The sequence below is a fragment of the Kineosphaera limosa NBRC 100340 genome, assembly GCF_000298215.1.
Lineage (GTDB): Bacteria > Actinomycetota > Actinomycetes > Actinomycetales > Dermatophilaceae > Kineosphaera > Kineosphaera limosa.
Window position 1 is genome coordinate 1 of record NZ_BAHD01000046.1, and the last position, 24,138, is coordinate 24,138.

21 protein-coding genes and 1 pseudogene are annotated in these 24,138 nt (G+C 70.5%); 14 read left to right on the forward strand and 8 right to left on the reverse strand.

Going from position 1 to position 24,138, the window contains the following annotated elements:
- Positions 1-216, reverse strand: a pseudogene (locus KILIM_RS24055) (excalibur calcium-binding domain-containing protein); the annotation flags it as partial.
- A gap of 326 nt (positions 217-542) precedes the next feature.
- Here KILIM_RS24055 and icmB point away from each other — a divergent pair.
- The 3 genes from icmB to sucD all read left to right on the forward strand — a co-directional run bounded on the left by icmB (position 543) and on the right by sucD (position 3,293).
- On the forward strand, positions 543-959 hold the full coding sequence (gene icmB / locus KILIM_RS13425) for a coenzyme B12-dependent isobutyryl CoA mutase small subunit (protein WP_006593250.1): 417 nt from the start codon (positions 543-545) through the stop codon (positions 957-959).
- Between the two features lie 247 nt (positions 960-1,206).
- A complete protein-coding gene (sucC, locus tag KILIM_RS13430; protein WP_006593251.1) occupies positions 1,207-2,394 on the forward strand; it encodes an ADP-forming succinate--CoA ligase subunit beta in 1,188 nt (395 codons plus the stop codon).
- Positions 2,395-2,408: 14 nt separating this feature from the next.
- Positions 2,409-3,293, forward strand: coding sequence for a succinate--CoA ligase subunit alpha (gene sucD, locus KILIM_RS13435; protein ID WP_006593252.1), 885 nt, complete (start codon positions 2,409-2,411; stop codon positions 3,291-3,293).
- A 206-nt stretch (positions 3,294-3,499) separates the two neighbouring features.
- Here sucD and KILIM_RS13440 read toward each other — a convergent pair whose 3' ends face one another.
- Together KILIM_RS13440 and KILIM_RS13445 are read right to left on the reverse strand one after the other, a co-directional pair.
- Positions 3,500-4,192, reverse strand: coding sequence for a response regulator (locus KILIM_RS13440; protein WP_006593253.1), 693 nt, complete (start codon positions 4,190-4,192; stop codon positions 3,500-3,502).
- Positions 4,193-4,214: 22 nt separating this feature from the next.
- The gene (locus tag KILIM_RS13445) at positions 4,215-5,825 is read right to left on the reverse strand and encodes a sensor histidine kinase (RefSeq protein WP_006593254.1); all 1,611 of its coding nucleotides are present in this window, start codon (positions 5,823-5,825) and stop codon (positions 4,215-4,217) included.
- Between the two features lie 242 nt (positions 5,826-6,067).
- On the opposite strand from KILIM_RS13445, the gene KILIM_RS13450 reads away from it, so the two are divergent.
- On the forward strand, positions 6,068-7,444 hold the full coding sequence (locus KILIM_RS13450; RefSeq protein ID WP_218880109.1) for a cation:dicarboxylate symporter family transporter: 1,377 nt from the start codon (positions 6,068-6,070) through the stop codon (positions 7,442-7,444).
- A 68-nt stretch (positions 7,445-7,512) separates the two neighbouring features.
- Here the strand turns inward: KILIM_RS13450 and KILIM_RS22475 are convergent, their stop codons facing one another.
- Complete coding sequence (locus KILIM_RS22475) at positions 7,513-8,418, reverse strand: prepilin peptidase (RefSeq protein ID WP_051988790.1); 906 nt, start codon at positions 8,416-8,418, stop codon at positions 7,513-7,515.
- 357 nt (positions 8,419-8,775) lie between these two features.
- On the opposite strand from KILIM_RS22475, the gene KILIM_RS13460 reads away from it, so the two are divergent.
- The gene (locus KILIM_RS13460; RefSeq protein ID WP_006593257.1) at positions 8,776-10,335 is read left to right on the forward strand and encodes a cell division protein PerM; all 1,560 of its coding nucleotides are present in this window, start codon (positions 8,776-8,778) and stop codon (positions 10,333-10,335) included.
- Between the two features lie 206 nt (positions 10,336-10,541).
- On the opposite strand, the gene uriH is transcribed toward KILIM_RS13460, so the two are convergent.
- Complete coding sequence (gene uriH, locus KILIM_RS13465) at positions 10,542-11,513, reverse strand: uridine-preferring nucleoside hydrolase UriH (RefSeq protein WP_006593258.1); 972 nt, start codon at positions 11,511-11,513, stop codon at positions 10,542-10,544.
- A 45-nt stretch (positions 11,514-11,558) separates the two neighbouring features.
- Between uriH and purN the strand changes: the two genes are divergently transcribed.
- Both purN and purH read left to right on the forward strand, forming a co-directional pair.
- Positions 11,559-12,155, forward strand: a complete 597-nt coding sequence (gene purN, locus KILIM_RS13470) for a phosphoribosylglycinamide formyltransferase (RefSeq protein ID WP_006593259.1) — start codon at positions 11,559-11,561, stop codon at positions 12,153-12,155.
- 348 nt (positions 12,156-12,503) lie between these two features.
- The gene (purH, locus tag KILIM_RS13475) at positions 12,504-14,090 is read left to right on the forward strand and encodes a bifunctional phosphoribosylaminoimidazolecarboxamide formyltransferase/IMP cyclohydrolase (protein WP_040563375.1); all 1,587 of its coding nucleotides are present in this window, start codon (positions 12,504-12,506) and stop codon (positions 14,088-14,090) included.
- Positions 14,091-14,202: 112 nt separating this feature from the next.
- Here purH and KILIM_RS13480 read toward each other — a convergent pair whose 3' ends face one another.
- Positions 14,203-14,916: a nucleotidyltransferase family protein gene (locus KILIM_RS13480; RefSeq protein WP_006593261.1), complete on the reverse strand. Its 714-nt coding sequence runs from the start codon at positions 14,914-14,916 to the stop codon at positions 14,203-14,205.
- Between the two features lie 327 nt (positions 14,917-15,243).
- Here KILIM_RS13480 and KILIM_RS13485 point away from each other — a divergent pair, with 327 nt between their 5' ends.
- On the forward strand, positions 15,244-16,020 hold the full coding sequence (locus tag KILIM_RS13485) for a siderophore-interacting protein (protein WP_006593262.1): 777 nt from the start codon (positions 15,244-15,246) through the stop codon (positions 16,018-16,020).
- A 63-nt stretch (positions 16,021-16,083) separates the two neighbouring features.
- On the forward strand, positions 16,084-17,265 hold the full coding sequence (locus KILIM_RS13490; protein ID WP_006593263.1) for a CaiB/BaiF CoA transferase family protein: 1,182 nt from the start codon (positions 16,084-16,086) through the stop codon (positions 17,263-17,265).
- 40 nt (positions 17,266-17,305) lie between these two features.
- On the opposite strand, the gene KILIM_RS13495 is transcribed toward KILIM_RS13490, so the two are convergent.
- A complete protein-coding gene (locus KILIM_RS13495) occupies positions 17,306-18,172 on the reverse strand; it encodes a hypothetical protein (RefSeq protein ID WP_006593264.1) in 867 nt (288 codons plus the stop codon).
- Between the two features lie 94 nt (positions 18,173-18,266).
- On the opposite strand from KILIM_RS13495, the gene KILIM_RS13500 reads away from it, so the two are divergent.
- From KILIM_RS13500 to KILIM_RS13520, 5 genes are all read left to right on the forward strand, one after another.
- On the forward strand, positions 18,267-19,127 hold the full coding sequence (locus KILIM_RS13500) for a bifunctional methylenetetrahydrofolate dehydrogenase/methenyltetrahydrofolate cyclohydrolase (RefSeq protein WP_006593265.1): 861 nt from the start codon (positions 18,267-18,269) through the stop codon (positions 19,125-19,127).
- Positions 19,128-19,205: 78 nt separating this feature from the next.
- Positions 19,206-19,559, forward strand: coding sequence for a DUF3017 domain-containing protein (locus KILIM_RS22480; RefSeq protein ID WP_157551711.1), 354 nt, complete (start codon positions 19,206-19,208; stop codon positions 19,557-19,559).
- A gap of 257 nt (positions 19,560-19,816) precedes the next feature.
- Entirely contained in the window at positions 19,817-21,118 is a 1,302-nt protein-coding gene (locus KILIM_RS13510; protein ID WP_006593267.1) for an ABC transporter substrate-binding protein, read from the forward strand.
- A gap of 5 nt (positions 21,119-21,123) precedes the next feature.
- Positions 21,124-22,029 (forward strand): carbohydrate ABC transporter permease, encoded by a 906-nt coding sequence (locus tag KILIM_RS13515; protein WP_006593268.1) that lies wholly within the window; start codon positions 21,124-21,126, stop codon positions 22,027-22,029.
- Positions 22,026-22,913: a carbohydrate ABC transporter permease gene (locus KILIM_RS13520; protein WP_006593269.1), complete on the forward strand. Its 888-nt coding sequence runs from the start codon at positions 22,026-22,028 to the stop codon at positions 22,911-22,913. Before KILIM_RS13515 ends, KILIM_RS13520 begins: the two co-directional genes overlap by 4 nt.
- 70 nt (positions 22,914-22,983) lie before the next feature.
- On the opposite strand, the gene KILIM_RS13525 is transcribed toward KILIM_RS13520, so the two are convergent.
- On the reverse strand, positions 22,984-23,973 hold the full coding sequence (locus KILIM_RS13525) for a malate dehydrogenase (protein WP_006593270.1): 990 nt from the start codon (positions 23,971-23,973) through the stop codon (positions 22,984-22,986).
- Positions 23,974-24,138: the final 165 nt, after the last annotated feature.

A 24,138-nucleotide genomic window follows, 5' to 3' on the forward strand; every position in this document is an offset into this window, starting at 1 on the left:
GCCCGCCGCCTCCACCTGGTTCGGGTCGGCGGCCGGAGCGGGCGCGGCAGCCGGAGCGGGCGCGGCGGGACGCACGCCCTCGCCGAAAGCGGCGGGGGTGACGCCGGTCGCGACGACCATTCCGGCGGACGCGAGCGTGAGGGCAGCGGGCGCGAGCACCCGTCGGCGCAGCACGGAGCGCTTCGGCGCGCGGTGGCGACCTTGGTGTGGGCTCACAGAGATACCTCGAACTGTTCTCGCAGGTCAGGGGCGCGGGTCGACCCTTCGCAGCGGCGCTGCGGGCCGTTCCTCCCGGCCGGCGACCCCGGGGGCTCCTGGGGCAACCGATAACATTACGTGACCATTTCTTTACCAACAAGTCGATCGTCCTACTCGCTAGATGTGGGACCGGTCTTGCGCAAAGGCACACTGCTGTGTGGCGTCGCCGGGGCGCCCAGGCCTGCGTAACCAGGCCGCTGCGGCCGGCTGGGGCGGCCGGGCGAGCGCGCAGCTGGGGACCAAACGCCCGGCCCAGGCGCGCCGTTGGCGGCTAGGGTGAGCCCATGAGTGAATCTCCGCTGCGTATCGTCGTCGCCAAGCCCGGCCTCGACGGCCACGACCGTGGCGCCAAGGTCATCGCCCGCGCGTTGCGGGACGCCGGGATGGAGGTCGTCTACACCGGCCTGCACCAGACCCCCGAGCAGATCGTCGAGGCGTCGATCCAAGAGGACGCCGACGCCGTCGGTCTGTCCGTGCTCTCCGGCGCACACATGACCCTGTTCGCCAAGACCATCGAGCTGCTCAAGGCGCGCGACGCCGGTGACATCGTCGTCTTCGGCGGCGGAATCATCCCCGAGGGCGACATTCCTGAGCTCGAGGCCATGGGCGTCGCCAAGATCTTCACCCCCGGCGCGACGACCACCGAGATCGTCACCTGGGTCAACGAGAACGTCGGCTCCGCCCAGGCAGCCCAGGCCTGAGCGCACGTGGCGGCGACCACCGGTCGACCGCCAGCCGGGCGACCGACCGTACACACCGACTCCCAGCCGCTAGGGCGACGGGAGTCGGTGTGCTGCCTCGACACCCATACGAGTTTGCCCTGGTCATGCCCGTGCCCCTCGGCTCACGGTGCCGGTTCGGGCGTTCTTCCCATTGCTCGGTTGGCGCCGCTGAACGGCGGGTAGGATCGCACGCGGACATTCCCTTTCGAAGACGAGGAATCGCACCGTGGATCTTTTCGAGTATCAAGCCCGCGACCTCTTCGAGAAGCACGGTGTACCCGTGCTCGCAGGCCAGATCGCTACGACGCCGCAGGAGGCCCGCGCGGCCGCCGAGCAGATCGGTGCCGCCAGCGGCGGCGTGACCGTCGTCAAGGCGCAGGTCAAGGTCGGAGGCCGAGGCAAGGCCGGCGGCGTCAAGGTCGCCAAGAACGCCGACGAGGCGGAGCAGTACGCCCAAGAGATCCTCGGCATGGACATCAAGGGCCACACCGTGCACACGGTGATGATTGCCCAGGGCGCGAAGATCGACGAGGAGTACTACTTCTCCCTCCTGCTGGATCGCGCCAACCGCAACTACCTGGCGATGTGCTCCCAGGAAGGCGGGATGGACATCGAGACGCTGGCGCACGAGCGGCCCGAGGCGCTGGCCAAGGTCGCAGTCGACCCGCAGGTCGGTATCGACGCGGCGAAGGCGCAGGAGATCGTCGACGCGGCCGGCTTCGACGCAGAGGTCGGCGCGAAGATCGTGCCCGTCCTGCAGCGCCTCTGGGACGTGTACAAGGGTGAGGACGCGACGCTGGTCGAGGTCAACCCGCTGGTCAAGCTGGAGGACGGCGACATCGTCGCCCTCGACGGCAAGGTCACGCTCGACGACAACGCCAAGTTCCGCCAGGCCGAGCACGCGGACCTCGTCGACGAGAAGTCGGAGGACCCGCTGGAGGCCAAGGCCAAGGCGATGCACCTCAACTACGTCAAGCTCGACGGCAACGTGGGCATCATCGGCAACGGCGCGGGCCTGGTCATGAGCACCCTCGACGTCGTCGCCTACGCCGGCGAGGAGTACACCGGCGGCGAGGCCAAGCCCGCCAACTTCCTCGACATCGGTGGCGGCGCCTCGGCCGAGGTCATGGCCAACGGCCTCGACGTCATTCTCAACGACGAGCAGGTCAAGTCGGTCTTCGTCAACGTCTTCGGCGGCATCACCTCCTGCGACGCGGTCGCCAACGGCATCGTCGGCGCGCTCAAGACCCTCGGCGACGAGGCGACCAAGCCGCTCGTGGTGCGCATCGACGGCAACAACGTCGAAGAGGGCCGGCGCATTCTGGCCGAGTACGACCACCCGCTGGTGACCATCGAGAAGACCATGGACGGCGGCGCGCGCAAGGCCGCCGAGCTGGCCGCGGCTGCGAAGTAAGGACTGAAACGAGCATGGCAATCTTCCTCAACTCCGACAGCAAGATCATCGTGCAGGGCATGACCGGCTCCGAGGGCATGAAGCACACCCAGCGGATGATCAACTCCGGCTCGGCGATCGTCGGCGGCGTCAACCCCAAGAAGGCGGGTCAGGAGGTCGAGTTCGCCGACGGCGTCAAGGTGCCGGTCTTCGGCTCGGTCCAGGAGGCGATGGACGCCACGGGCGCCAACGTCTCGGTCGTCTTCGTGCCGCCCAAGTTCGCCAAGGACGCGGTCATGGAGGCCATCGACGCGGGCATGCCGCTGCTGGTCGTGATCACCGAGGGCGTCGCGGTCAAGGACACCGCGGAGTTCTTCAACTACGCCCAGAGCAAGGGCACGACCCGCATCATCGGCCCGAACTGTCCCGGCATCATCAGCCCCGGGCAGTCCAACGCCGGCATCACCCCGGCGAACGTCTCGGGTCAGGGCAAGCTCGGCCTGGTCTCCAAGTCGGGCACGCTGACCTACCAGATGATGTACGAGCTGCGCGACATCGGCTTCACCACCGGCGTCGGCATCGGCGGCGACCCGATCGTCGGCACCACGCACATCGACTGCCTCGAGGCGTTCGAGAACGACCCCGACTGCGCGGGCATCGTCATGATCGGCGAGATCGGCGGCGACGCGGAGGAGCGGGCCGCGGCCTACATCAAGGAGAACGTGACCAAGCCGGTCGTCGGCTACGTCGCGGGCTTCATGGCTCCCGAGGGCAAGACGATGGGCCACGCCGGCGCGATCGTCACCGGATCGTCGGGCACCGCCCAGGCCAAGAAGGAGGCCCTCGAGGCCGCCGGCGTCAAGGTCGGCAAGACCCCCAGCGAGACCGCGAACCTCATGCGCGAGATCATGCAGGGCTGAGCCAGCCCCCAAGCCCCGGAGGCGGGCCGGTCACCCAACGGCGACCGGCCCGCCGCGCTGTCCGGGCACCCCGACCCACCCCACCCGACTCCGCCCGCACGCCCCTTCCACCGACGGTTGCGCTCGCTGCCGAGGGGTGCGGTCGCGACCGCAACACTGGGCAGTAACCGCGCCCGTCGCGCCGGGCCGGCGAGCCGGCGCGGCAGTCAGATTCCGTACTGGACCTCGGGGCGCCCGCGGCCGCCGTAGCGCACGGTGCGGGTGGCGATGCCGTTGTCGGCCAGGTACTCCAGGTAGCGGCGGGCGGTGACGCGGGAGGCGCCGACGGCGGCGCCGACCTCGCCGACGGCGGCGCCGACCTCGCCGGCGGAGCGGGGTTCGGCGGAGGCAGCCAGCAGCTCCTGCACCTGGGCGAGCGTCTCGGGGCTCAGGCCCTTCGGGGTGGCGGCCGCGGCGGGGCGGCGCACGCCGAGCAGGTCGTCGACCTCGCTCTGGGCGACCTCGCCCTCCGTGCCGGCCATGCGCTCGCGGTACTCGGCGTACTGCTCCAGCCGTGCGCGAAAGTGCGCGAACGTGAACGGTTTCAGCAGGTAGCCCGCCACCCCGGCAGTCACGGCACGCTTGACGATCGCGGCGTCGCGGGCCGCCGTCACCGCGATGACATCGCAGCCGTGGCCCGCCGCGCGCAGCGACCGGACGATCTCCAGGCCGTGCCCGTCGGGCAGGTTCATGTCGAGCAGGATGAGGTCGACCCTTAGGCCCGACGACATCAGCGCCACCGCCTCCCGCGCCGTGGCCGCCACCCCGGCGACCGCGAACGCCGGCAGGCGCTGCACGTACGTGGCGTGCGCCTGCCGCGCCAGCTCCTCGTCCTCCACGATGAGCACCTGGATCGTCATGAGCCCTCCCGTAAGGTCACGGTCAGCAGCGCCCCGCCCAGGTCACTGCGATCGATACGCACCCGCCGTCTTGCCGCTGCGCCAACTGGGCCACGAGCGCCAAGCCGATGCCGCGGCTGCCCGGCGGTCCGGCCTTCGTCGACCAGCCGCGCTGCAGCACCCGCTGCGCATCTTCGGGGGCGATACCGGGCCCGTTGTCCGACACCGCAATCTGCAGCTCGTGCGGATTCCAGAGCACGTGAACGTGTACCCGCGGCGAATCCGAGTCCCCTTGTGAATCCGCGCCGTCGGACCCCGCGGACATGGGATCGGCGGACAGGGGCGCGCCCACCGCGTCCAGGGCGTTGTCGATGAGGTTTCCGGCGATCGTCACCAGCGTGCGCCCGTCGACGGGCAGGCGCGGCTCGGTGACATCGGCCTCCACCTCGAGCGTTACGCCGCGCTCGGCCGCCTCGGCGTTCTTGCCCAGCAACAGAGCGCTCAACACCGGCTCGTCCACTGACGCCACGACGTGGTCGGTGAGCAGCTGCGCAATCTGCAGCTCCTCGGTGGCGAACTCGATCGCCTCCTCCGGGCGACCCATCTCCACGAGCGAGACGACCGTGTGCAGCCGGTTCGCCGACTCGTGATTCTGCGCGCGCAGCGCCGCCGTCAGCCGCCGCACGACACCCAATTCGCCGCTGACAGACTGCAGTTCGGTGCGGTCGCGGACCGTGACGACCGTGCCGACGAGGCGCCCGTCGCGCCGCGCCGGCATGGAGCTGACGACCAGCGCCCGCCCGCTGACGAGGTACACGTCGTCGGTCTCCCGGCGCCCCCCGACGGCCGCCTCGACCAGGGCGGGCGGCAGGCCGAGGTCGCGCACCGAGCGCCCCGCGGCATCGGCCGGCAGGTCCAGCAGCCGCCGCGCCTCATCGTTGACCAGCTGCACCTGGTAATTCGAATCGAGCAGCAGCAGCCCCTCGCGGACCGCGTAGAGCACCGCCTGGTGGTACTCGTACATGCGGGTCAACTCACGGGCGCTGAGCCCGTGGGTCTGCCGTCCGAGCCGCCGGTAGATGACGAGCGCGCCGAGCACCCCGAACGCCAACACGGCGAGCCCGGCCAGCGTCGCTGCCAGGGTGCCGCGCCAGACCTCCTGCTGGATCTTCTCGATCGTGATGCCGACGGCCACGAGCGCCACCGGCTGGTCGTCGTCGGTCACCGGGACCACCGCGCGCATCGACGGGCCCAGCGTTCCGGCGTACTCCTGCGTGTAGGGCACGCCGCGCGGTGCATCGCCGAGTCCACCGACGAACTGCCCGCCGATCTGAGCCGGATCGGGGTGGGTGTAGCGCCGCCCCTGCAGGTCCATGATGACGACGAAGTCGACGCCGGTGTCGTGGCGCACCCGCTCGGCGTAGTCCTGCAGCGCCGCAGTGGGGTTGGGGGAGCGGACCGCGTCCAGCACGTCGGGGGTGTCCGCCACGGAGCTTGCCACCGCCAGCGCCCGCTCGGTCGCCCGCTCGCGGTTGCCGATGCGCGTCTCGTAGATGGCCAGGCCCAGCCCCACCCCGACGATCAGCGCGATGAGCAGCGCCTGCAGCACCAGCACTTGGCGCGCGAGCGAGCGATCGGAGGCGCGCGGCGACATCTACGCATTCTGACTCAAGGACCAGCGCCGACACCCTGCGGAACACCGGTGTAACGCGGGCGGTGCGAACTCTATGTACACAAGCGTGACGTAGGGAACGCACAGCTCGACGCTATGGAGGTCGCAATCACGCGCCCAAGGGTGGGCGCCCCCTGTAAAGGACACGCAATGTCGTCAACGCCGACAACATCGGGCCCGCAGATCGCCGAGCCAAGCGGCCGCCGCGGGATCGCTCCCATTGGTTGTACATCGCGGTGATCTGCGCGGTGGTCGCCGGCATCGTCTTCGGACTCGTGGCCCCCGAGGCGGCCAAGGAGTGGAAGGTGCTGGGGACGCTCTTCGTCTCCCTCATCAAAATGATGATCAGCCCGGTCATCTTCTGCACGATCGTTCTCGGCATCGGGTCGGTTCGGGCCGCGGCCAGCGTCGGTAAGGCCGGCGGTATCGCTCTGGCCTACTTCATCACGATGTCGACGTTCGCGCTGGCCATCGGCCTCATGGTCGGCAACATGATTCAGCCGGGTCACGGCCTGACGATCACCCCTGGTTCCGGCGCCGAAAACGCCAAGAAGGCCGAGGGTGCCGGCGGCACGGTGGACTTCATCGCGCACATCATCCCCGAGACGCTGTTCAGCTCCGTGGTCTCCGGCTCGGTGTTGCAGACGCTGTTCGTCGCTCTCCTCGTGGGCTTCGCCGTGCAGCGCATGGGCAAACAGGGTGAGCCGATTCTCGCCGGTGTCGCCCACCTGCAGAAGCTCGTCTTCCGCATCCTGACGATGGTGTTGTGGGTCGCCCCGATCGGCGCGTTCGGCGCGATCGCCGGTGTGGTCGGCGAATCCGGTTCCAAGGCCGTCGGCGAAATGCTCAAGCTTATGGGCGCCTTCTACCTGACCTGCGCACTGTTCATCATCTTCGTGCTCGGTGGCGTGCTGTGGATCGTCACCCGCACCAATATCTTCAAGCTCCTGAAGTATCTGGCCCGCGAATACCTGCTCATCGTCGCGACCTCCAGCTCAGAATCGGCGCTGCCGAACCTCATGGCCAAGATGGAGCACGTCGGCGTCTCCAAGCCCACCGTCGGCGTCGTCGTGCCGACCGGCTACTCGTTCAACCTCGATGGCACCGCGATCTACCTGACGATGTCCGCGATCTTCATCGCCGACGCGATGAACATGCCGATGTCGCTCGGCGAGCAGGTCGGCCTGCTGCTGTTCATGATCGTGGCCAGTAAGGGCGCGGCCGGCGTCTCCGGAGCTGGCCTGGCCACCCTGGCCGGCGGCCTCCAGGCACACGCCCCGCAGTTGCTCGACGGAGTCGGCGTCATCGTCGGCATCGACCGGTTCATGTCCGAGGCCCGCGCGCTGACGAACTTCTCCGGCAACGCTGTCGCCACCATCCTCGTGGGCCGGTGGACGAACACCATCGACCTGGACCGGGTGCACCACGTGCTCGACGGCGGCGACCCGTTCGACTACGCCACGATGACCGACGACCACGGTGTGAGCGCTGAGGACACCCGGGTCGAGCTCGGTGCCCACCCGCCGGCTCCGGTCAACCCCGCGGACAACCTCCAGCCGACCCCGCAGGTCGTGTTGCAGGACTACCCGCACCAGCGCTGAATCCACCTGCGCCAGCCGGCCGGGTCGACCCCGTTCTTCGGGGTACGACCCGGCCGGCTTCGTTACCTTCAACCCAGCGGCAGACACAGGGCAACGCCGGCGCCGAGGGCCATCGCCGGGCCGTGGGCGATGGGGGTGTGCGCGCGGGCCCGGCGGGCCAGTAGTAGGGCGACGGCGCCCAGACCCCCGAACGCCAGGCCCAGGTAGAGGCCGGTGGCCAGGTGGGTCCAGCCGCAGAACGCCAGCCACGGGCCGAGGCAACCGGCCAGCTTCACGTCGCCGAGGCCCAGCCCGGGGCGGGCCAGCAGGAGCCCGATCGTGTAGAGCAGACCGTAGGCGCCGCCCGCCACGAGCCCGCCGACGGCCGCTCGTCCCGCGGCCGCCGGGTCACCGCCGATCAATCCAAGGGCGACCAGCACCACCGGACCGAGCCACAGCCCCGGCAGCGTGACCGCGTTGGGCAGTCGGTGCACGTCGAGGTCGACCGCCGCCAGCCAGGCCAGCGGCAGGCTCGCCACCAGGAAGGCGGCAACGACGAGGGGAGTCGGTCCCGGCCCGCGGACCAGCGCGGGAGCCAGGGCGAACGCCGGCCACGACAACGCCAGCACGGGCACCAGCCACGCCACTCGCGGACTCGGCAGCCGTTGCTCCTCCGCGCGCCGATGCACGCCGGCCTCGACCCGACGTCTGATGTCCAGCCCGCTCAGGCCGCCGACGACCGCCAGCCCGGCCAGTGGCGCCAAGGCAGTGGCCGGGACTGCGCAGATGCCCGCCGGGGCCGTGGGGATGGCCGTGGGGATGGCCGTGGGGATAGCCGCGGCTGGCAGGGCAGACGGTGCGCCCGGCAGCTCGGCGGCTGCGCCGGGCGCGACCTCCGACAGCGCAAGGGCCAGTGCTGGCAGGAGGTCCGGCGCGAGGTTCGGCAGGAGGCCCGGAAAAGCTACGGCCACGAACAACGCGGCTGCGATCGACATGACGAGACTGTGCCGCACCGCCGGCGCATCGCGCTCGTCCCAGCAGCCGGGCCTGTGGATAGGCCCGAGCAGGCGGGGGCCTGTGGATAGCGACACCGGACAGCTGTGTCCCCTAGGCCAGCGGGCCTCACGAAAGCGAGCCATTACGAACGCGAGCCATTACGACGGCGAAGCGACTACGACGGCGAGCCATTGCGACGGCGAGCCTTTGCGACGGCGAGGTCCCGGGCGCCGGTGTCCTAGCGCGGCCGCCCGAGCGTCCCCTGAGCGACCGGAGGCCACGCCGACCGGAGCCGCGAGGGTCGCGCGGCGTGGGGGTTTGGGGTTCGGCACGTGGGCCGGGACGATGGAGTCGCCATGCGACTGCCAACCCCGACCCTGCCCCGGCGAACCTCTAGACCTCCGTCCGGGCGCGCCGACGGCGCCGAACCCGACGGCATGCTCGATGACGCTCCCGAGTGGGCGCGCGTCATCGTCTACGCGCTGCTCGCGGCCTTCGTGCCCGCGAGCCTCGTCGTCACGCTCGTGTTCGCCGCGTGGTTGGCCAGCACCGCCTCCTCCGTGCCGGCCGGCACCGCGATCACCACCGGCTTGCTCGGCTGGCTGTTCGCGCACGGGGTTCCGCTGAACCTGGGGCGCGGCAGCCTGGGGCTCATCCCGTGGCTGCTGACCCTCCTTCCGCTGCTGTCCGTGCGCTGGTCAGCGCAACGGCTGCTGGCACCGCAGGCCGCCCAGCGACACCGCGCTCGGCCCACCGACTGGGTGCGCGGCGACGTGCTGGTCTCCGCCGTCGGATTCTGTATGACCTACGCGCTGGTCGCCTTCCTCGTCGGCACGCTCGCACGGCTGCCCGGAGCTTCCGTTCAGCCGGCGCTCGCGGCTCTCTGCGCGTTCGTCGTCGCGCTTCTCGGCGTGGCCTGGGCCGGCGCCCAGCTCTTCGGCGGGCACCTCGATCGGGTCATCCCGCGGGTGGTGGATGCCTGGTACGACTACGTGCCGGCCTGGTTGCGGCGTGCCGTGGCGCCCTCGCTGCGCGGCGTGATCGTGCTGCTGGGGGTCGGGGCGCTGGCCCTCGTGGTGGTGACGGCCTTGAGCGTCGACCGGGTCGCCAGCCTCTACGGCGACCTGGCTCCCGGCTGGGTCGGCGGCGCCGTGCTGACCATCGGCCAGCTGCTGTACCTGCCGACCGGCGCGGCGTGGGTGCTCTCCGTCATTGTGGGACCCGGCTTCTCTGCTGGCGGACCCGCCGTCGGCGTCGGCTACGCGCACGGCGGCGCCCTGCCGCTCGTCCCGGCGTTCGGTCTGCTGCCCGACCCCGGACCGCTGCCGGACTTGTTCCGGCTCGTGCTGCTCGTGCCGGTCGCGGTCGGGTTCTACGTCGGTTGGGTCGCCGTTCGCCGCGGCGCGCGCCTGTCCGCGTGGCGGCAGCGGCTGGTGTCCGTGGTGGCCGCCTGTCTGCTCACCGGGCTACTGACGACCGCGGTGTTCGCGCTCGCTTCCGGTGGCCTGGGGTCCGAGCGCCTCGACCGGCTGGGACCGGCGGTGCTCCCCGCCGGTGCCGCCCTCACCGGAGAACTGCTGCTCGGCGGCCTGCTGGCCGCCCTCGTCACCGGCCTGCGCGTCAACCGCCTGCCGCGCCGACGAGCCGCGCGGAAGCCGCGCGCCGCGTCCGGTAACACCGTCGGCAGCGACTCGACGGACACCCCACCGGACACCACCGCAGCCGCGGGCAGCAGGGCATCGGAGGCCGGCAGCCTCGGTGCTAGGACATCGTCGGGTCCCAAAACGTCGGGTCCCAAAACCGCGGGCGCCAAGACGGCGGGTGCCAAGTCAGCGGGTGCGAGGAGGCCTGGCGCCAAGGCGTCGGGCACCCGCACCGGGCGGGCCCCGAAGCGTCGCACCACCGGCCCCTCCTGAGCCGGGGGCGCGACCAACCCCGGGTCAGACACGCGCACCCGGCCGGACCGCGACCCACCCCGGCCCGCCAGACGACCCGACGCGGCCGCCGCCAAAAGATAGTGTTCGCTTTTGCACCGTCAGGTGAGCAAAAACGAACACTATCTTTGGCGCCCGGGCGCCAAAGAGCGCCGAACCACCCGGTGTCAGCCCCGCGAACCCCGGTGTCAGCCCGGCGAAGCGCCTGGCTGGGCACCGGGGGCGAGCTCCTCGAGGGCGCCCACCACCAGGTCCCAGAACTTGTCGACGTCCAGGCTCACCCCGACGCTCGTCGGGCAGTCGGCCGGCTCGGGTCCGCGCAGGTCGGCGACGGTCATGCCGGTCGTGTGCTCGCCGCGCAGCTCGACGGTCAGCGGCGCGCGACGGGTGCCCACGATCGAGTTGTCGATGACGTAGGCGAGCGCGCAGGGATCGTGCACCGGCGGGGCATCGAAGCCCTGCACCTGCCGGTAGTTCTCCCCGAACGCCTCGATCAGCTGCCCGACGAACCGCCCTGCGACCGAGTCGATCTGCGCCACCCGGGCCGCCACCTGCGGGGTCGCGAGGGCCTCGTGGGTGACGTCGAGCCCCACCATGACCACCGGCCAGCCCGCGCCGAACACGATGTCGGCCGCCTCGGGGTCGACGAGGATGTTGAACTCCGCGACCGGCGTCGCGTTGCCGACGTGCACCCCGCCGCCCATGAGCACGACCTCGCGCACCCGCTCGATGATCGCGGGCTCCCGCCGGGCGGCCAAGGCGATATTCGTCAGCGGGCCAGTGGGCACGAGCGTCACTTCGCCCGGACCGTGCGCCATGACGGTCTCGATGATGACGTCGACGGCGTGCCGGGGGTCCAGGGTGATCGTCGGCTCGGGCAGGTCGACGCCGTCGAGGCCGGACTCGCCGTGGATGTCCGCCGCCACGCGCATCTCCCGCACGAGGGGGCGCGTGCACCCGGCGGCGACCGGCACGTCGGTGCAGCCGATCAGCGTCAGAATCCCCAGGGTGTTGCGGGTGACCTTCTCCAGCGTCTGGTTGCCGCCGATCGTCGTCACGGCCAACAGGTCGATGCGCGGATCGGCGTGGGCGAGGAGCAGAGCGACCGCGTCGTCGTGCCCTGGGTCGCAGTCCAGGACGATTTTCGTGGGAGTCGACATGGTCGGACGCTACCGCCCGAGGGCGCCCGCGCGGCCCGCTGGACTATGGTCGAGCGCGTGCAGACCGTGCCCGTCCTCGTCCTGCTCTCCGGCTCCGGCACCCTCGCGCAGGCCCTCATCGACGCGTGCGCCGACCCTGCATTCGGGGTCCGGGTTGCCGCCGTCGGGGCCGACCGCGAGGGCATCGAAGGGTTGGAGCGCGCCGCCCGCGCCGGCATCCCGACGTTCGTCGAACGCCTCGCCGCCCACCCCGACCGCGCGGCCTGGGATGCCGCCCTGGCCCGGCAGATCGCCTCGTACGAGCCGCGATTCGTCGTCAGCGCGGGCTTCATGAAGATCCTGGGGCCGCAGGTGCTTGCGGGGTCCACGATCATCAACACCCATCCGGCGCTGCTGCCCAGTTTTCCCGGGGCGCACGCGGTCCGCGACGCCCTCGCGCACGGCGTGAAGGTCACCGGCACCACCTGTCACGTTGTGGACTCAGGCGTCGACACCGGCCCGATCATCGACCAGCGCGCCGTCCCCGTGCACCCGGGTGACGACGAGGCCACCCTGCACGAGCGCATCAAAGTGCAGGAGCGGGAGTTGCTCGTAGAGGTCGTCGGCGCCTTGGCCTCCGGCCGCCTCTCCCTCCCGACCTGACCCCCCGCGCCACTTCGCCCCGCCACACCCCGGTCGCCCCGTCGGCCCACCCAAGCTGACGGTTGCCCTCCCTGCCGACGGCTGCGGTTGCAACAGCAGCCGTGGGCAGTCAGCGCGACCGTCGGCATCCGGACCTCGAGCGGCCAGCGCAGCGCCCAGCTTGTGGACCTCGGGGCGGAGGGGGCGCGCCCGGGCGGCTGCAATAGGCTCGGTGGGCCCGCCTGGGTGCCCGCGCACGCCGATCACAGGAGCCCGCTCGTGACCACCGAACCCTCCGTCTCCGCCTCCGATGAGGGCCACCGACCTGACGCGCAGGGCGGCCGCGCGGCCGACGAAGGCCGCCGACCGGTGCGCCGAGCGCTCGTCTCGGTGTTCGACAAGTCCGGGCTGGCCGAGCTGGTGACCGGCTTGCACGAGGCGGGCGTCGAGCTCGTCTCCACGGGCGGCTCCGCCAAGGCCATCGCCGACCTGGGACTCCCGGTGACCCGCGTCGAAGACCTCACGGGCTTCCCTGAGTGCCTCGAGGGGCGCGTCAAGACCCTGCACCCGCGGGTGCACGCGGGCCTGCTCGCCGACACCCGCAAGCCCGAACACCTCTCCCAGCTCGACGAACTCGGTGTCGAGGCGTTCGAGTTGGTCGCGGTCAACCTGTACCCGTTCACCCAGACGGTCGCCTCCGGCGCGGGCCCCGACGAGTGCGTCGAGCAGATCGACATCGGCGGTCCGTCGATGGTGCGCGCCGCCGCCAAGAACCACCCGAGCGTCGCGGTGCTGACCAGCCCAGACCAGTACGGCCAGGCCCTGGAGGCGGTGGCCTCCGGCGGGTTCACGCTGGCCCAACGGCAGGCCCTTGCCGCGGCAGCCTTCGTCCACACCGCGACCTACGACGTCGCCGTGGCCTCGTGGATGGGCAACGTGCTGACCGACACGAGCGGCGGCAGCGGTTTCCCACAGTGGATGGGCGCGACGTACAACCGGCTTGCCGGGCTGCGATACGGCGAGAATCCGCATCAGCGGGCCGCGCTCTACTCCGCCGCCAACGGCGCCCCCGGCCTCGGCCGGGCGGAGCAGCTGCACGGCAAGGAGATGAGCTACAACAACTACGTCGACGCCGACGCCGCCTACCGCGCGGCCTACGACCACGGCGACCAGCCGACGGTGGCGATCATCAAGCACGCCAATCCGTGCGGGATCGCGGTCGGCACCGACGTCGCCGACGCGCACGCCAAGGCCCACGCCTGCGACCCGCTGTCCGCGTTCGGCGGGGTCATCGCGACCAACCGCCCCGTCACGGCGGCGATGGCGGAGACGGTCAAGGACATCTTCACCGAGGTCATCGTGGCGCCCGGCTTCGACGACGATGCCCTTCGCGTGCTGACCGCCAAGAAGAATCTTCGGCTGCTCGTCGTGCAGCCGCCCCGCCCCGGCGGGTTCGAGACCCGATCGATCGCCGGTGGCCTGCTCGTGCAGGAGCGCGACCGGATCGACGCGGTGATCGAGCCGGGTGACGACGACAAGCCGACCGCCGGCTACGGCGACCGCCCCTTGCACTGGACCCTCGTCGCGGGCCCCTCCGTCGACGACCAGACGCTCGTCGACCTCGACTTCGCCTGGAAGGCCGTGCGCGCCACGAAGTCCAACGCGATTCTGCTGGCGAAGGGCGCCGCGTCAGTGGGCATCGGTATGGGCCAGGTCAACCGGGTGGACTCGTGCAAGCTCGCCGTCGCCCGCGCCGGCGAGGAGCGCGCCCAAGGCTCGGTCGCCGCTTCCGACGCGTTCTTCCCGTTCGCCGACGGCCCGGGCATCCTCATCGATGCCGGCGTCAAGGCCATCGTGGCCCCGGGCGGCTCGATGCGCGACGACGAGACGATCCGCGCCTGCGAGGCCGCCGGGGTGAGCCTCTACTTCACCGGCATCCGGCACTTCGCCCACTGACGGCGTACCCCTGGGCCTCCGCTGGCCCGCCGACCGTTGCCTGCCCTGCAGCCCGTCGCGGCAGCACGCGCAACCACGGACAGGGGGCCCAACCGTCGAGAGGGCCAGGGCGTCACAGCGTGTCGATGTCGGTGCCGTCGCCGATGTCGGCGCACTCGACGACCGTGACGCTGCGCCCGCGCAGGTACCCTCGGGCGCCCTCGTCACCGCGGGCGTGCTCGATCACCCCCGCCCAGTGCCGGCGCCCCAGCAGCACTGGATGCCCGGGTCGCCCGTCGTACGCCGCCCGGGCGAGCGTGTTCGCGCCGGTGTCACCGACGTGTCGCACGAGGCGGTCGACCACCGCCGCGCCGACCCCTGGGGTGTCGACCAGCATTACCAGCGCGGCCACCGCCCCGCCGCCCGGGCCGCCGGCGCGGCGAAGGTCAGCCTTGGAACCGAGGTCGGAGTCCCCGGTAGGGCCAGATGCGCAGGCGGGGACGCACTCGCAGCCGATGTCCGCCGCTGAGTGGGAGTTCGCGGCGGTCAGCGCCCACAGCCCGGTCCGCAGCGACGCGCTCATCCCGTCTTGCCAGTCGGCGGCCTCGACGACCTGCGCCCACTCCGGAACCAGGGCGGTCACCTGCTCCGCTGCCGCGCCGACGACCACGGTCACCGTCCCGCAGCCGCCGTCGCGCAGGGCCGCCGCGGCCCGGGCCACCCAGGGGGTGCCGTCCGCACTGCGCAGCAAGCCTTTCGGGCTGCCCATGCGGCGCCCGGCGCCCGCCGCGAGCAGCAACCCGGCAACGTTCGGGCCGCTCGCATCCTCGTCCTGAGCCGGTCGCATGCCCTTAGTGTGACCCGCAGATCTCGCGGGCACCCCGCGGGTGCGCCGTCCGGCGGGCCTGCAGGGGCCCTGCGCGGGTTTGCCGGGGCCCCGTAACTGCGGGTTTGGCCGGACGTAGCGGATTCTCGACGTACTCGCGAACCCGCACCGATCACGCGAAACGCGCTGACCTGCACCTTTGCAGATCGGCTCAAGGCCACACCCCCGCCCAGTACGTCAAGAATCCGCTACGTCCGGCGAGAGTTGGTCGCCGGTGCCCGTCAACGGCCACCCGCGTCAGCGCCTACGCTGTCCCGCGACCGCTGCGATCGGCACGAGGAGCAACGTATGGCCATCCGGGACAGCCGACGGCGGCGCGGACCCGCGCGCTGCACCGTCACCGCGGTGAGTCGGCCGACGCCGCGCATGGTGCGGGTGCAGTTGCGTGGCGACGACCTCGTCGGGGTGATGGCCACCGGGCCGGATCAGCGGGTCAAACTGGCGTTTCCCACGGGGCGCACGTTCGGCGACGACCAGGCCGAGGCGGGGGCGGCCCGACGCCGCCGTCGCACCTACACGCTGCTCGACCTCGACTCCGAGAACGGCACCGCCGCAGTGGAGTTCGTCGTGCACGGCGGCGGGCTCGCCGGCGACTGGGCGGAGCAGGCGCTGCCCGGGGACGAGGTCGATGTCACCGGACCCGTCGGCACCTACGAGATCGACCGCGAAGCCGCCGGGCACCTGCTCATCTGCGACGAAACCGGCATCCCCGCAGCACGCGCCATCGTCGCCGAACTCCTCGAGGTCGGCGCCACCGACCTGCGCGTGTACGTCGAGGTGGCCGACGAGGCCGAGCGGGTGCCGCTGCCGATCCGCGAGGTCACGTGGCTGCCGCGCGGAGACCGCCGCCCAGGGGAGCCGATGGCGGCGCTCGCCGACGACCTCACCTGCCCCGCCGACACCCAGGTCTGGATCGCGGGGGAGGCAGCCGCCGTCCGCACCCTGCGCACCCACCTCGTCGCCGGGCTGGGGCTGGACCGTCGCCGCGTCAGCGCCGTCGCTTACTGGGCCGCCGGGCACGCCGAGGGTGACCCCGCCGCCGGCCGCCCCGGCGAACACGCCTAGCGCGCCGCAGCCGCGTCGCAGGAGTCGGCGGCGGAATCCGGTGCGAACGGCCAGGATGGCCCCATGAGCGCACCCCTGGAAGGCATCGTCGTCGTCGATCTCACCCGAGCCCTTTCGGGGCCGCAAGCAGGGATGATGCTCGGTGATCTCGGCGCGCGCGTCATCAAGGTGGAGGCGCCTGGGCACGGTGACGACAGCCGCAGTTGGGGGCCGCCGTTCGTCGGACCCGAGGCCGATCAGTCGACGTACTTTCTCGCGGCCAACCGCAACAAGGAGTCGATCACCAGCGACTTGAAGTCGCCCGAAGGCGTCGAGCTGCTGACCCGGCTCGTGCAGCGCGCCGACGTGCTGCTGGAGAACTTTCGTCCGGGCGCCCTCGACCGGCTCGGCTTTTCCGTCGCGCGCCTTCACGAACTCAACCCGCGCCTGATCATCGGCTCGATCAGCGGATTCGGCCACGACGGCCCCGAGGGCGGCCGGGCCGGCTACGACCAGATTGCCCAGGGTGAGGCGGGTCTGATGAGCCTGACCGGCCCCGATCCGCACAATCCGCAGCGGGTCGGCGTGCCCATCGGCGACCTGCTCTCGGGGATGAACCTGGCCTATGGCGTCGCGGCGGCGCTGTTCGAGCGGGAACGCACCGGCCGCGGCCGCGTCGTGCGCACGAGCCTGCTCGCCTCGGTCGTCGGCGTGCATGCTCTGCACGGCACCGCCTACACGGTGGCCGACCAGGTGGGTCGCGCGCAGGGCAATCACCATCCGGCGATCGCGCCCTACGGGCTGTTCGCCTGCCGCGACGGCAAGGTGCAGGTCGCCGTCGCCGCGCAGAGTCAGTGGAGCAAGTTCGCCGATGCCTTCGGGCTCGACCCGCAGGCCCCGGGCATGGCCACCAACGGTGAGCGAGTCCGCAATCGGGTGGCCGTGATCGTCGCCGTCGAGGCCGCTTTCGCCTCCTGGGACGCGGAGCCGCTACTTGCTCGGCTCGCCGAACTCGGCATCCCCGCCGGCAAGGTGCGCACCATCGACGAGGTCTACGAGTGGGACCAGACCGTCAGCCAGCACCTGCTGCTCAGCGTCGATCACGCGGTGCTCGGCCCCATCACGATCCCAGGCTCCGCGTTGCGCCTCGACGACAATCCGTACTGCGGCGGCCGCGCCGAACACCTCCCGCCGCCGCTGCTCGGCGAACACAACGAGTCGGTGCGCGCCTGGCTCGACGATCACGACCCGCCGCCCGCGCCCTGACCACACCCACCCGCCGGTCGCCTCAGCGCCGCCTGCCGCCTCAGCGCTGCGGGCCGAGGGCCTTGACGGCGGTGGCCAGCACGTCCGCCTGCGGCGCCTGGTCGATCGAGTACGACGCGAGCAGCACGACCGAGGAGCCGCGGCGGGTGACGGCGACATCCTGGATCAGCTCGTGCGATTGCGCCGGCTCCACCGCGGTGGTGGGGGCGGCCGCGGTGGTCGCCGCCGCGGTCGGCAGCGCGGTCGGCGAGGTCGGGCTCGCCGGAGCGGTCGGAGCCTGCGTGCTCTGCGGGACCGCTCGGGGCAGCGTCAGCTTCTGGCGCCAGGCCACGATGTCGGCGCCCGCCCCAGCAACCCGCAGCCGTTCGACGCGGTACGTGGCGGTGCCGCCGCCGTCGCGGGTCGTGTACGAGGTGCAGGAGGGGATGGCGCGCTGCAGATTGGCGACGACGGCCGCCGCGGTGCCGCCGGTGTAGACCCGCACGTGCTGCTCGAGGAACCGCCCGTTGGCCGACAACTGCCACCGGCGCTGCGCCCCGTCCAACGGAGACGTCGGCTCGAGGTCGACGCCGCACACGCTCATCCGGTACCCGCCGGTCTCGCGCGGGGTGGCGTCGACCCAGCCCGGAGGCACCGCTTCGTCGCCGAGCACGAGCACCTGCGCCATGCCGTTGCCGCCGGGCATCGTCCCGGCGCTCTGCTGCCCCCCGGCGCCGGTGGGGGACGGTATCTGCGTGGGCGTCTGCGGTTCCAACGTTTCGACGGTCGGCGCGCCGAGTGGCGTGGTGACCCCCGGGGTCGCGACCGGCGCCTGCAGGCCGAGCGCTGAGCACGAGGCCAACAGCAGGGCGCCCGCCGGCGCGGCGACCGCGGCGAGCAGGCGTCGCTGCGTCGGTGACCAGGTCATCCCCTCAGGCTAGATTCGCTGGGGCCGCAGGCGAATTCCGCTCGTATCCAAGCGCCGCTCAACTGCACCGCAGCCGCTGTGCGAGGATTCGCGCATGACCGCACGTGTCCTCGACGGCAAGGCGACCTTGGCCGCGATCAAAGCCGAACTCGCGCAGCGAGTGGCGCAGCTGGCGATGCAGGGAATCGTGCCCGGCTTGGGCACCGTGCTCGTCGGCGACGATCCGGGCTCGCACTGGTACGTCGGCGCCAAACATAGGGACTGTGCGGAGATCGGCATCCGCAGCCTGCGTCACGACCTGCCCGCCGACGCCACGCAGGAGCAGGTGGAGCGGGTCATCGACGAGCTCAACGCCGACCCGGACTGCACCGGCTTCATCGTGCAGCAGCCCACGGGTCTCGACGAGTTCGCGCTGCTCTCGCGGGTCGATCCCGCCAAGGACATCGACGGCTTGCACCCGTTCAACCTCGGCTGTCTCGTGATGAACCGGGCGGCGCCGCTGCCGTGCACCCCGGTCGGGATCGTCGAGTTGCTGCGTCGCCACGACGTGCCGATCGCGGGGGCGCAGGTCGTCGTCATCGGCCGCGGCCTGACGGTGGGGCGCCCGCTCGGGCTGATCCTGACCCGGCGCAGCGAGAACGCCACCGTCACCCTGTGCCACACGGGCACCCGTGACCTGGCCGACCAGGTGCGCCGCGCCGACATCGTCGTGGCCGCCGCGGGCGTGCCCGACCTGGTCACCGGCGACATGGTCAAGCCCGGCGCCGCGGTGCTCGATGTCGGGGTCTCCCGCCGCGACGGAAAGATCGCCGGTGATGTCGCGGCCGACGTCAAGGAGGTCGCGGGGTGGGTCGCGCCCAACCCCGGAGGTGTCGGTCCGATGACTCGGGCCATGTTGCTGGGCAATATCGTGCAGATCGCCGAGCAGCGGGCCAAGACCGGCGCCTTGGTCTGAGCTATGGGCGCGCCCCCCACGAATCCCGGTCGGGCTGCACCGACCGCCCGGCTCGGGCTGTGGTGGCCGTGTGCAGTCGTGGGAGTGGTTGGGCTCGTCGTCTGGGTCGCCACGGGTCACATCGTGCTGGGCGCTTCGATCGTCGCGGGGGGTTTCCTGCTGGCGGCGGGCCTGCGGGCGGCTCGGCCGGACGGGCGCGTCGGGGCCCTGCAGGTGCGCAGCCGGGCCCTGGACATCGCCGGGTGCGTGGCGGCCGCGGTCAATGTGCTCGGCGCCGCTGCGATGGTCGGCCGGCATATTCCGTGGCAGCTTCTGGGAGCGGTCAATCTCGTGCTGCTGGCGATCATCGCCGCGATCCTGTTCGCCGACTCTCGCGTTGCGCGCGAACGGTATTGGGCCAAACGTGGGGGCCGCCCCGATCACTTGGGCTGAAGCTCGCGCTCGTTGGCGCCGGCCCGGATCACAAAACGCGCCGAAGGCCAGCCGCCGCAAACGCGGCGGAATCGGGCATTCCCGCAGTTCGTGATCCACATAACACTCGGACCTCAATCTCGCTCATCCACCGTGTTCCACCCACACCGGAGTTATCGTCAATAGGCCGACCGCATTTCTTGTCGGCGAAACAGGCGCTGCTGCTCGGCGGTGCCTTTCGGTGCCGGGTCGACGCCGACCCGAGAGGGAGTGGATTGATGAAGCGAATCGCGGCTGTGGCCTCAGCGGTGACGATCGGTCTGACGTTGGCCGCCTGTGGCGGCGGCGGCGCTACGACGCCGGAGGCTGGTTCGACGGGCGGCGCTGCCGGAGCCGGTGACGCCAGCGAGGTGCAGGTCGTCACCTGGTGGGCGCAGGGCAGCGAAAAGGCCGGCCTCGAGGCACTGGAGAAGGTGTTCGCGACACAGCACCCCGACACCAAGTTCGTCAACGCGGCCCTGGCCGGCGGCGCCGGCTCGCAGGCCAAGCAGAAGCTGCAGGCCGACCTGCAGGCGGGCAACCCGCCGGACACGTTCCAGGCGCACGCCGGTGCCGAACTCACCGACTACATCGACGCCGGTCAGATCGAGGACGTCTCCGCGCTCTACGACGAGTTCAACCTCAAGCAGGCTTTCCCCGAGAATCTCGTCGAGCGACTGACGGTCGACGGCAAGATCTACTCGATCCCCAGCAATATCCACCGCGCCAACGTCGTGTGGGCCAATCCGGCCGTGCTCAAGGAGGCCGGGATCAACCCCGACACCCCGCCGGCGAGCATCGAGGCCTGGATCGCCGACATGGAGAAGATCAAGGCGAAGGGTAAGACCCCGATTACGGTCGGCATGGACTGGACGCAGACCCAGTTGCTGGAGACGATCCTCATTTCCGACCTGGGTGCCGAGAAGTACAACGGGCTGTGGGACGGCAAGACCGATTGGGCGGGTGCCGATGTCACCAAGGCGTTGACCAACTTCCAGAAGATCATGTCGTTCACCAATCCCGACCGTGACGGTCTCGATTGGGAGCCGGCTATGCAGAAGGTTGTCGACGGTTCGGCCGCGTACAACGTCATGGGTGACTGGGCGGTCGCCGGTTTCGACTCGCAGCAGAAGAAGGAGGGCACCGACTACATCTGGTTCCCGGTGCCCGGCAACGAGAAGGTCTTCGACTTCCTCGCCGACTCCTTCACGCTGCCCGTGGGCGCCAAGCACCCGGGCGGGTCGAAGAACTGGCTGCAGACGATCTCCAGCAGCGAGGGCCAGCTGGCCTTCAACAAGGTCAAGGGGTCGATTCCGGCGCGCACGGATGTCGATGTCGCGCAGCTCTCGGAGTACCAGCAGAAGGCGATGGAGTCGTTCAAGAACGACACGATCGTCTCTTCCCTGGCCCACGGCGCCGCGGCCCCGGTCGCGGTCTCGACGCAGATCAACCAGGCCGTCGTGAAGTTCACGCAGGGTGCCAGTGACCTCGCCGGCTTCCAGAAGGAGCTCGTCACCGCCACCGCCTCCCTCAAGGGCTGACCCCATTGCTGCGGAAGGCGAAGGGCTGGCTGCCGCCGATCCTGCTCATCTCGCCGTCGCTGCTGCTGCTGGCGGTGTTCGTCTACGGCTTCATCGGCCTCAACGTGCAGCAGTCGATGACGAACGCGCACACCGCCGGGCAGGTGACGGGGCGGCGTCCCACGGAGTTCGTGGGGCTCGATAACTACATCGCGTTGTTCACCAGCGAGTCGTTCCAGCATTCGCTGCGCAACTTGCTGCTGTTCACGCTCGCCTTCCTTGTCGGCACGCTCCTCATCGGCTTCACCTGGGCTTGGGTCCTGGAGAAGCCGATGAGGGGCGAGTGCATTTTCCGCTCGATCTTCCTGTTTCCCATGGCCGTCTCCTTCGTCGCCTCCGGCGTCGTGTGGAAGTGGCTGCTCAATGCGAATCAGGGCGACGCGGCCTCCGGGTTGAACCGGCTGTTCCAGATGACCGGGCTCGGGTTCTTGCAGAACCCGTGGTGGACCCACATCAGCCTTGGCATTCTGGCCATCGCGCTCCCGGCGATCTGGCAACTCTCCGGCTATGTCATGGCGCTCTTCCTCGCCGGCTTCCGCGGTATCCCCGAGGAGTTGCGTGAGGCGGGGCGTATCGACGGGGCCAGCGAATGGCAGCTGTACCGCTACGTGATCTTCCCGCAACTCTCGCCGATCGCGTTGTCGGCGCTCATCATCATCGGGCACATGTCGCTCAAGGCGTTCGACCTCATCATGTCGATCTCCAGCCAGTCGGCGTACTCGACGCTGGTGCCGGCGATCGACATGTACGTGTTCAAGACGACGTACGACTACGCCAACGCGGCTGCCGTCGGCGCGATCCTGCTGGTCATCGTCGCGGTGCTCGTCATTCCGTATCTCGTGCTCACCTCGCGGGCGGAGTCCAAGCGATGACCACCTCGACGGCCCCCGCACCGCCTCCGGTCACCGTGCGTCCCAAGGGCTCACCGTCGCGCAGCCGCTTCGGCTACGGCCGCATGTTGCGCTACGGGATCCTGCTGTTCTCGCTGGTGGTCGTGCTGATCCCCGTGTACGTGCTGCTCATCACGAGCTTCAAGGGCATGGGCGACGCCGACCCGAGCCGCACCTGGGCGCTGCCGCAGACATGGACAATGGCCAACTGGCAGGAGGCGTGGACGACTCTGTCGCCGTCGTTGTGGCGCACGGTGCAGATGGTCGTGCCCGCCGCATTGCTGTCGGCGCTGCTGGGGTCGATGAACGGGTTTGTGCTCTCGCGCTGGCGCTTTCCGGGCGCGAACATCGTGTTCACGCTCATCCTGTTCGGAATGTTCATCCCGTATCAGGCCGTGATGATTCCGCTGCTGCAGTTGATGCTCACGCTGCAGGTGCCCTCGGGCATCGTGTCGCTCATCATCCTGCACACGATCTACGGCATCCCGATCACGACGCTGATCTTCCGCAACTACTACGAGACGGTGCCGCACGAGCTCATCGAGGCGGCCAAGGTCGACGGCGCCGGAATGCTGCGCACGTTCTTCTCCGTCGTGCTGCCGATCTCTATTCCGAGCTTTGTCGTCGTGCTTATCTGGCAGTTCACCTCGGCGTGGAACGACTTCCTGTTCGCCGTCTTCTTCACCTCCAGCCAGAACGGCCCGGTGACGATGGCGCTCAACAATCTCGCCAACGGGGCGATGCTCCAGAACTACGGCGTCTCCATGGCCGGCGCCCTCTTCGCCAGCCTGCCGACGCTCCTGGTCTACATCGTCCTGGGCCGCTTCTTCGTCGGTGGCCTCATGGCCGGCTCGGTCAAGAGCTAACCCAGGTTCGGCGAAAAGAGAACGGCGCCCCGCGATTGCGGGGCGCCGTTTCTTATGGCCGGGGTAGAACTCAGATGAGGCCGAGCTCCTTGACCGCGTCGCGCTCTTCGACGAGCTCGGCGACGCTGGCGTCGATCTTGCCGCGGCTGAAGTCGTTGATCTCCAGGCCCTGCACGATCTCCCAGTCGCCGTTCTTCGTGACGACCGGGAACGAGGAGATGATGCCCTCCGCGACCCCGTAGGAGCCGTCGGAGACGACAGCCATCGACACCCAGTCGTCGGCCGCCGAGCCGAGCAGCCAGTCGCGGGCCGCGTCGATCGTCGCGCTGGCCGCCGATGCCGCCGACGAGGCACCGCGCGCCTCGATGATCGCGGCGCCGCGCTTGGCGACGGTGGGGATGAACGTGTCCGCGTACCAGTCCTGGTCACCGACGGCGTCGTAGGCGTTCTTGCCGTCGACCTCGGCGTGGAACAGGTCGGGGAACTGGGTGGCCGAGTGGTTGCCCCAGATCGTCATCTTCTTGATTTCGGTGACCGGCACGCCGAGCTTCTCCGACAGCTGGCTGATCGCCCGGTTGTGGTCCAGGCGGGTCAGGGCGCTGAAGCGCTCCTTGGGGATGTCGGGGGCGTTGGTCGACGCGATGAGCGCGTTGGTGTTGGCCGGGTTGCCCGTCACGCCCACGCGGATGTCGTCGGCGGCGTGGTCGTTGAGCGCCTTGCCCTGGCCCGTGAAGATCGCGCCGTTGGCCGAGAGCAGGTCGCCGCGCTCCATGCCCTTGGTGCGGGGGCGGGCGCCGACAAGCAACGCCAGGTTGGCGCCGTCGAAGATCTTGTTGGGGTCCGAGCCGATCTCGACGCCGGCCAGCGTCGGGAACGCGCAGTCGTTGAGCTCCATGACGGTGCCCTCGAGGGCCTTGAGCGCCGGTTCGATCTCCAGCAACTGCAGCTGAACCGGGGTGTCCGGGCCGAGCAGGTCGCCGCAGGCGATGCGGAACAGCAGGCTGTAGCCGATCTGGCCGGCGGCGCCGGTGACGGCCACCTTGACGGGTGTGGTGCTCACGTGCAAAACCCCTTCGTAGTGCCTAGTCGATGTGCCTAGTCGATTTCGTCTCGACGCTACCAAAGCCCCCCTTGCGAAATGCGGCGTCCGCCCAACCCCGCCGCCCCGTGCGCCCACCGGTCGCCGCGCGCGCGTCCCCCGCCGACTCCGCGCGCCCCCCGCCGA

Coding starts and splice junctions, on each gene's coding strand:
- KILIM_RS22475 (WP_051988790.1), bottom strand. CDS start 8,418: ATGTCGATCGCAGCCGCGTTGTTCGTGGCCGTAGCTTTTCCGGGCCTC.
- KILIM_RS13445 (WP_006593254.1), bottom strand. CDS start 5,825: ATGTCGCCGCGCGCCTCCGATCGCTCGCTCGCGCGCCAAGTGCTGGTG.
- KILIM_RS13485 (WP_006593262.1), top strand. CDS start 15,244: ATGGCCATCCGGGACAGCCGACGGCGGCGCGGACCCGCGCGCTGCACC.
- purN (WP_006593259.1), top strand. CDS start 11,559: ATGGTCGAGCGCGTGCAGACCGTGCCCGTCCTCGTCCTGCTCTCCGGC.
- uriH (WP_006593258.1), bottom strand. CDS start 11,513: ATGTCGACTCCCACGAAAATCGTCCTGGACTGCGACCCAGGGCACGAC.
- KILIM_RS13490 (WP_006593263.1), top strand. CDS start 16,084: ATGAGCGCACCCCTGGAAGGCATCGTCGTCGTCGATCTCACCCGAGCC.
- KILIM_RS13460 (WP_006593257.1), top strand. CDS start 8,776: ATGCGACTGCCAACCCCGACCCTGCCCCGGCGAACCTCTAGACCTCCG.
- icmB (WP_006593250.1), top strand. CDS start 543: ATGAGTGAATCTCCGCTGCGTATCGTCGTCGCCAAGCCCGGCCTCGAC.
- KILIM_RS13495 (WP_006593264.1), bottom strand. CDS start 18,172: ATGACCTGGTCACCGACGCAGCGACGCCTGCTCGCCGCGGTCGCCGCG.
- KILIM_RS13510 (WP_006593267.1), top strand. CDS start 19,817: ATGAAGCGAATCGCGGCTGTGGCCTCAGCGGTGACGATCGGTCTGACG.
- KILIM_RS13520 (WP_006593269.1), top strand. CDS start 22,026: ATGACCACCTCGACGGCCCCCGCACCGCCTCCGGTCACCGTGCGTCCC.
- sucD (WP_006593252.1), top strand. CDS start 2,409: ATGGCAATCTTCCTCAACTCCGACAGCAAGATCATCGTGCAGGGCATG.
- KILIM_RS13500 (WP_006593265.1), top strand. CDS start 18,267: ATGACCGCACGTGTCCTCGACGGCAAGGCGACCTTGGCCGCGATCAAA.
- KILIM_RS13480 (WP_006593261.1), bottom strand. CDS start 14,916: ATGCGACCGGCTCAGGACGAGGATGCGAGCGGCCCGAACGTTGCCGGG.
- KILIM_RS13440 (WP_006593253.1), bottom strand. CDS start 4,192: ATGACGATCCAGGTGCTCATCGTGGAGGACGAGGAGCTGGCGCGGCAG.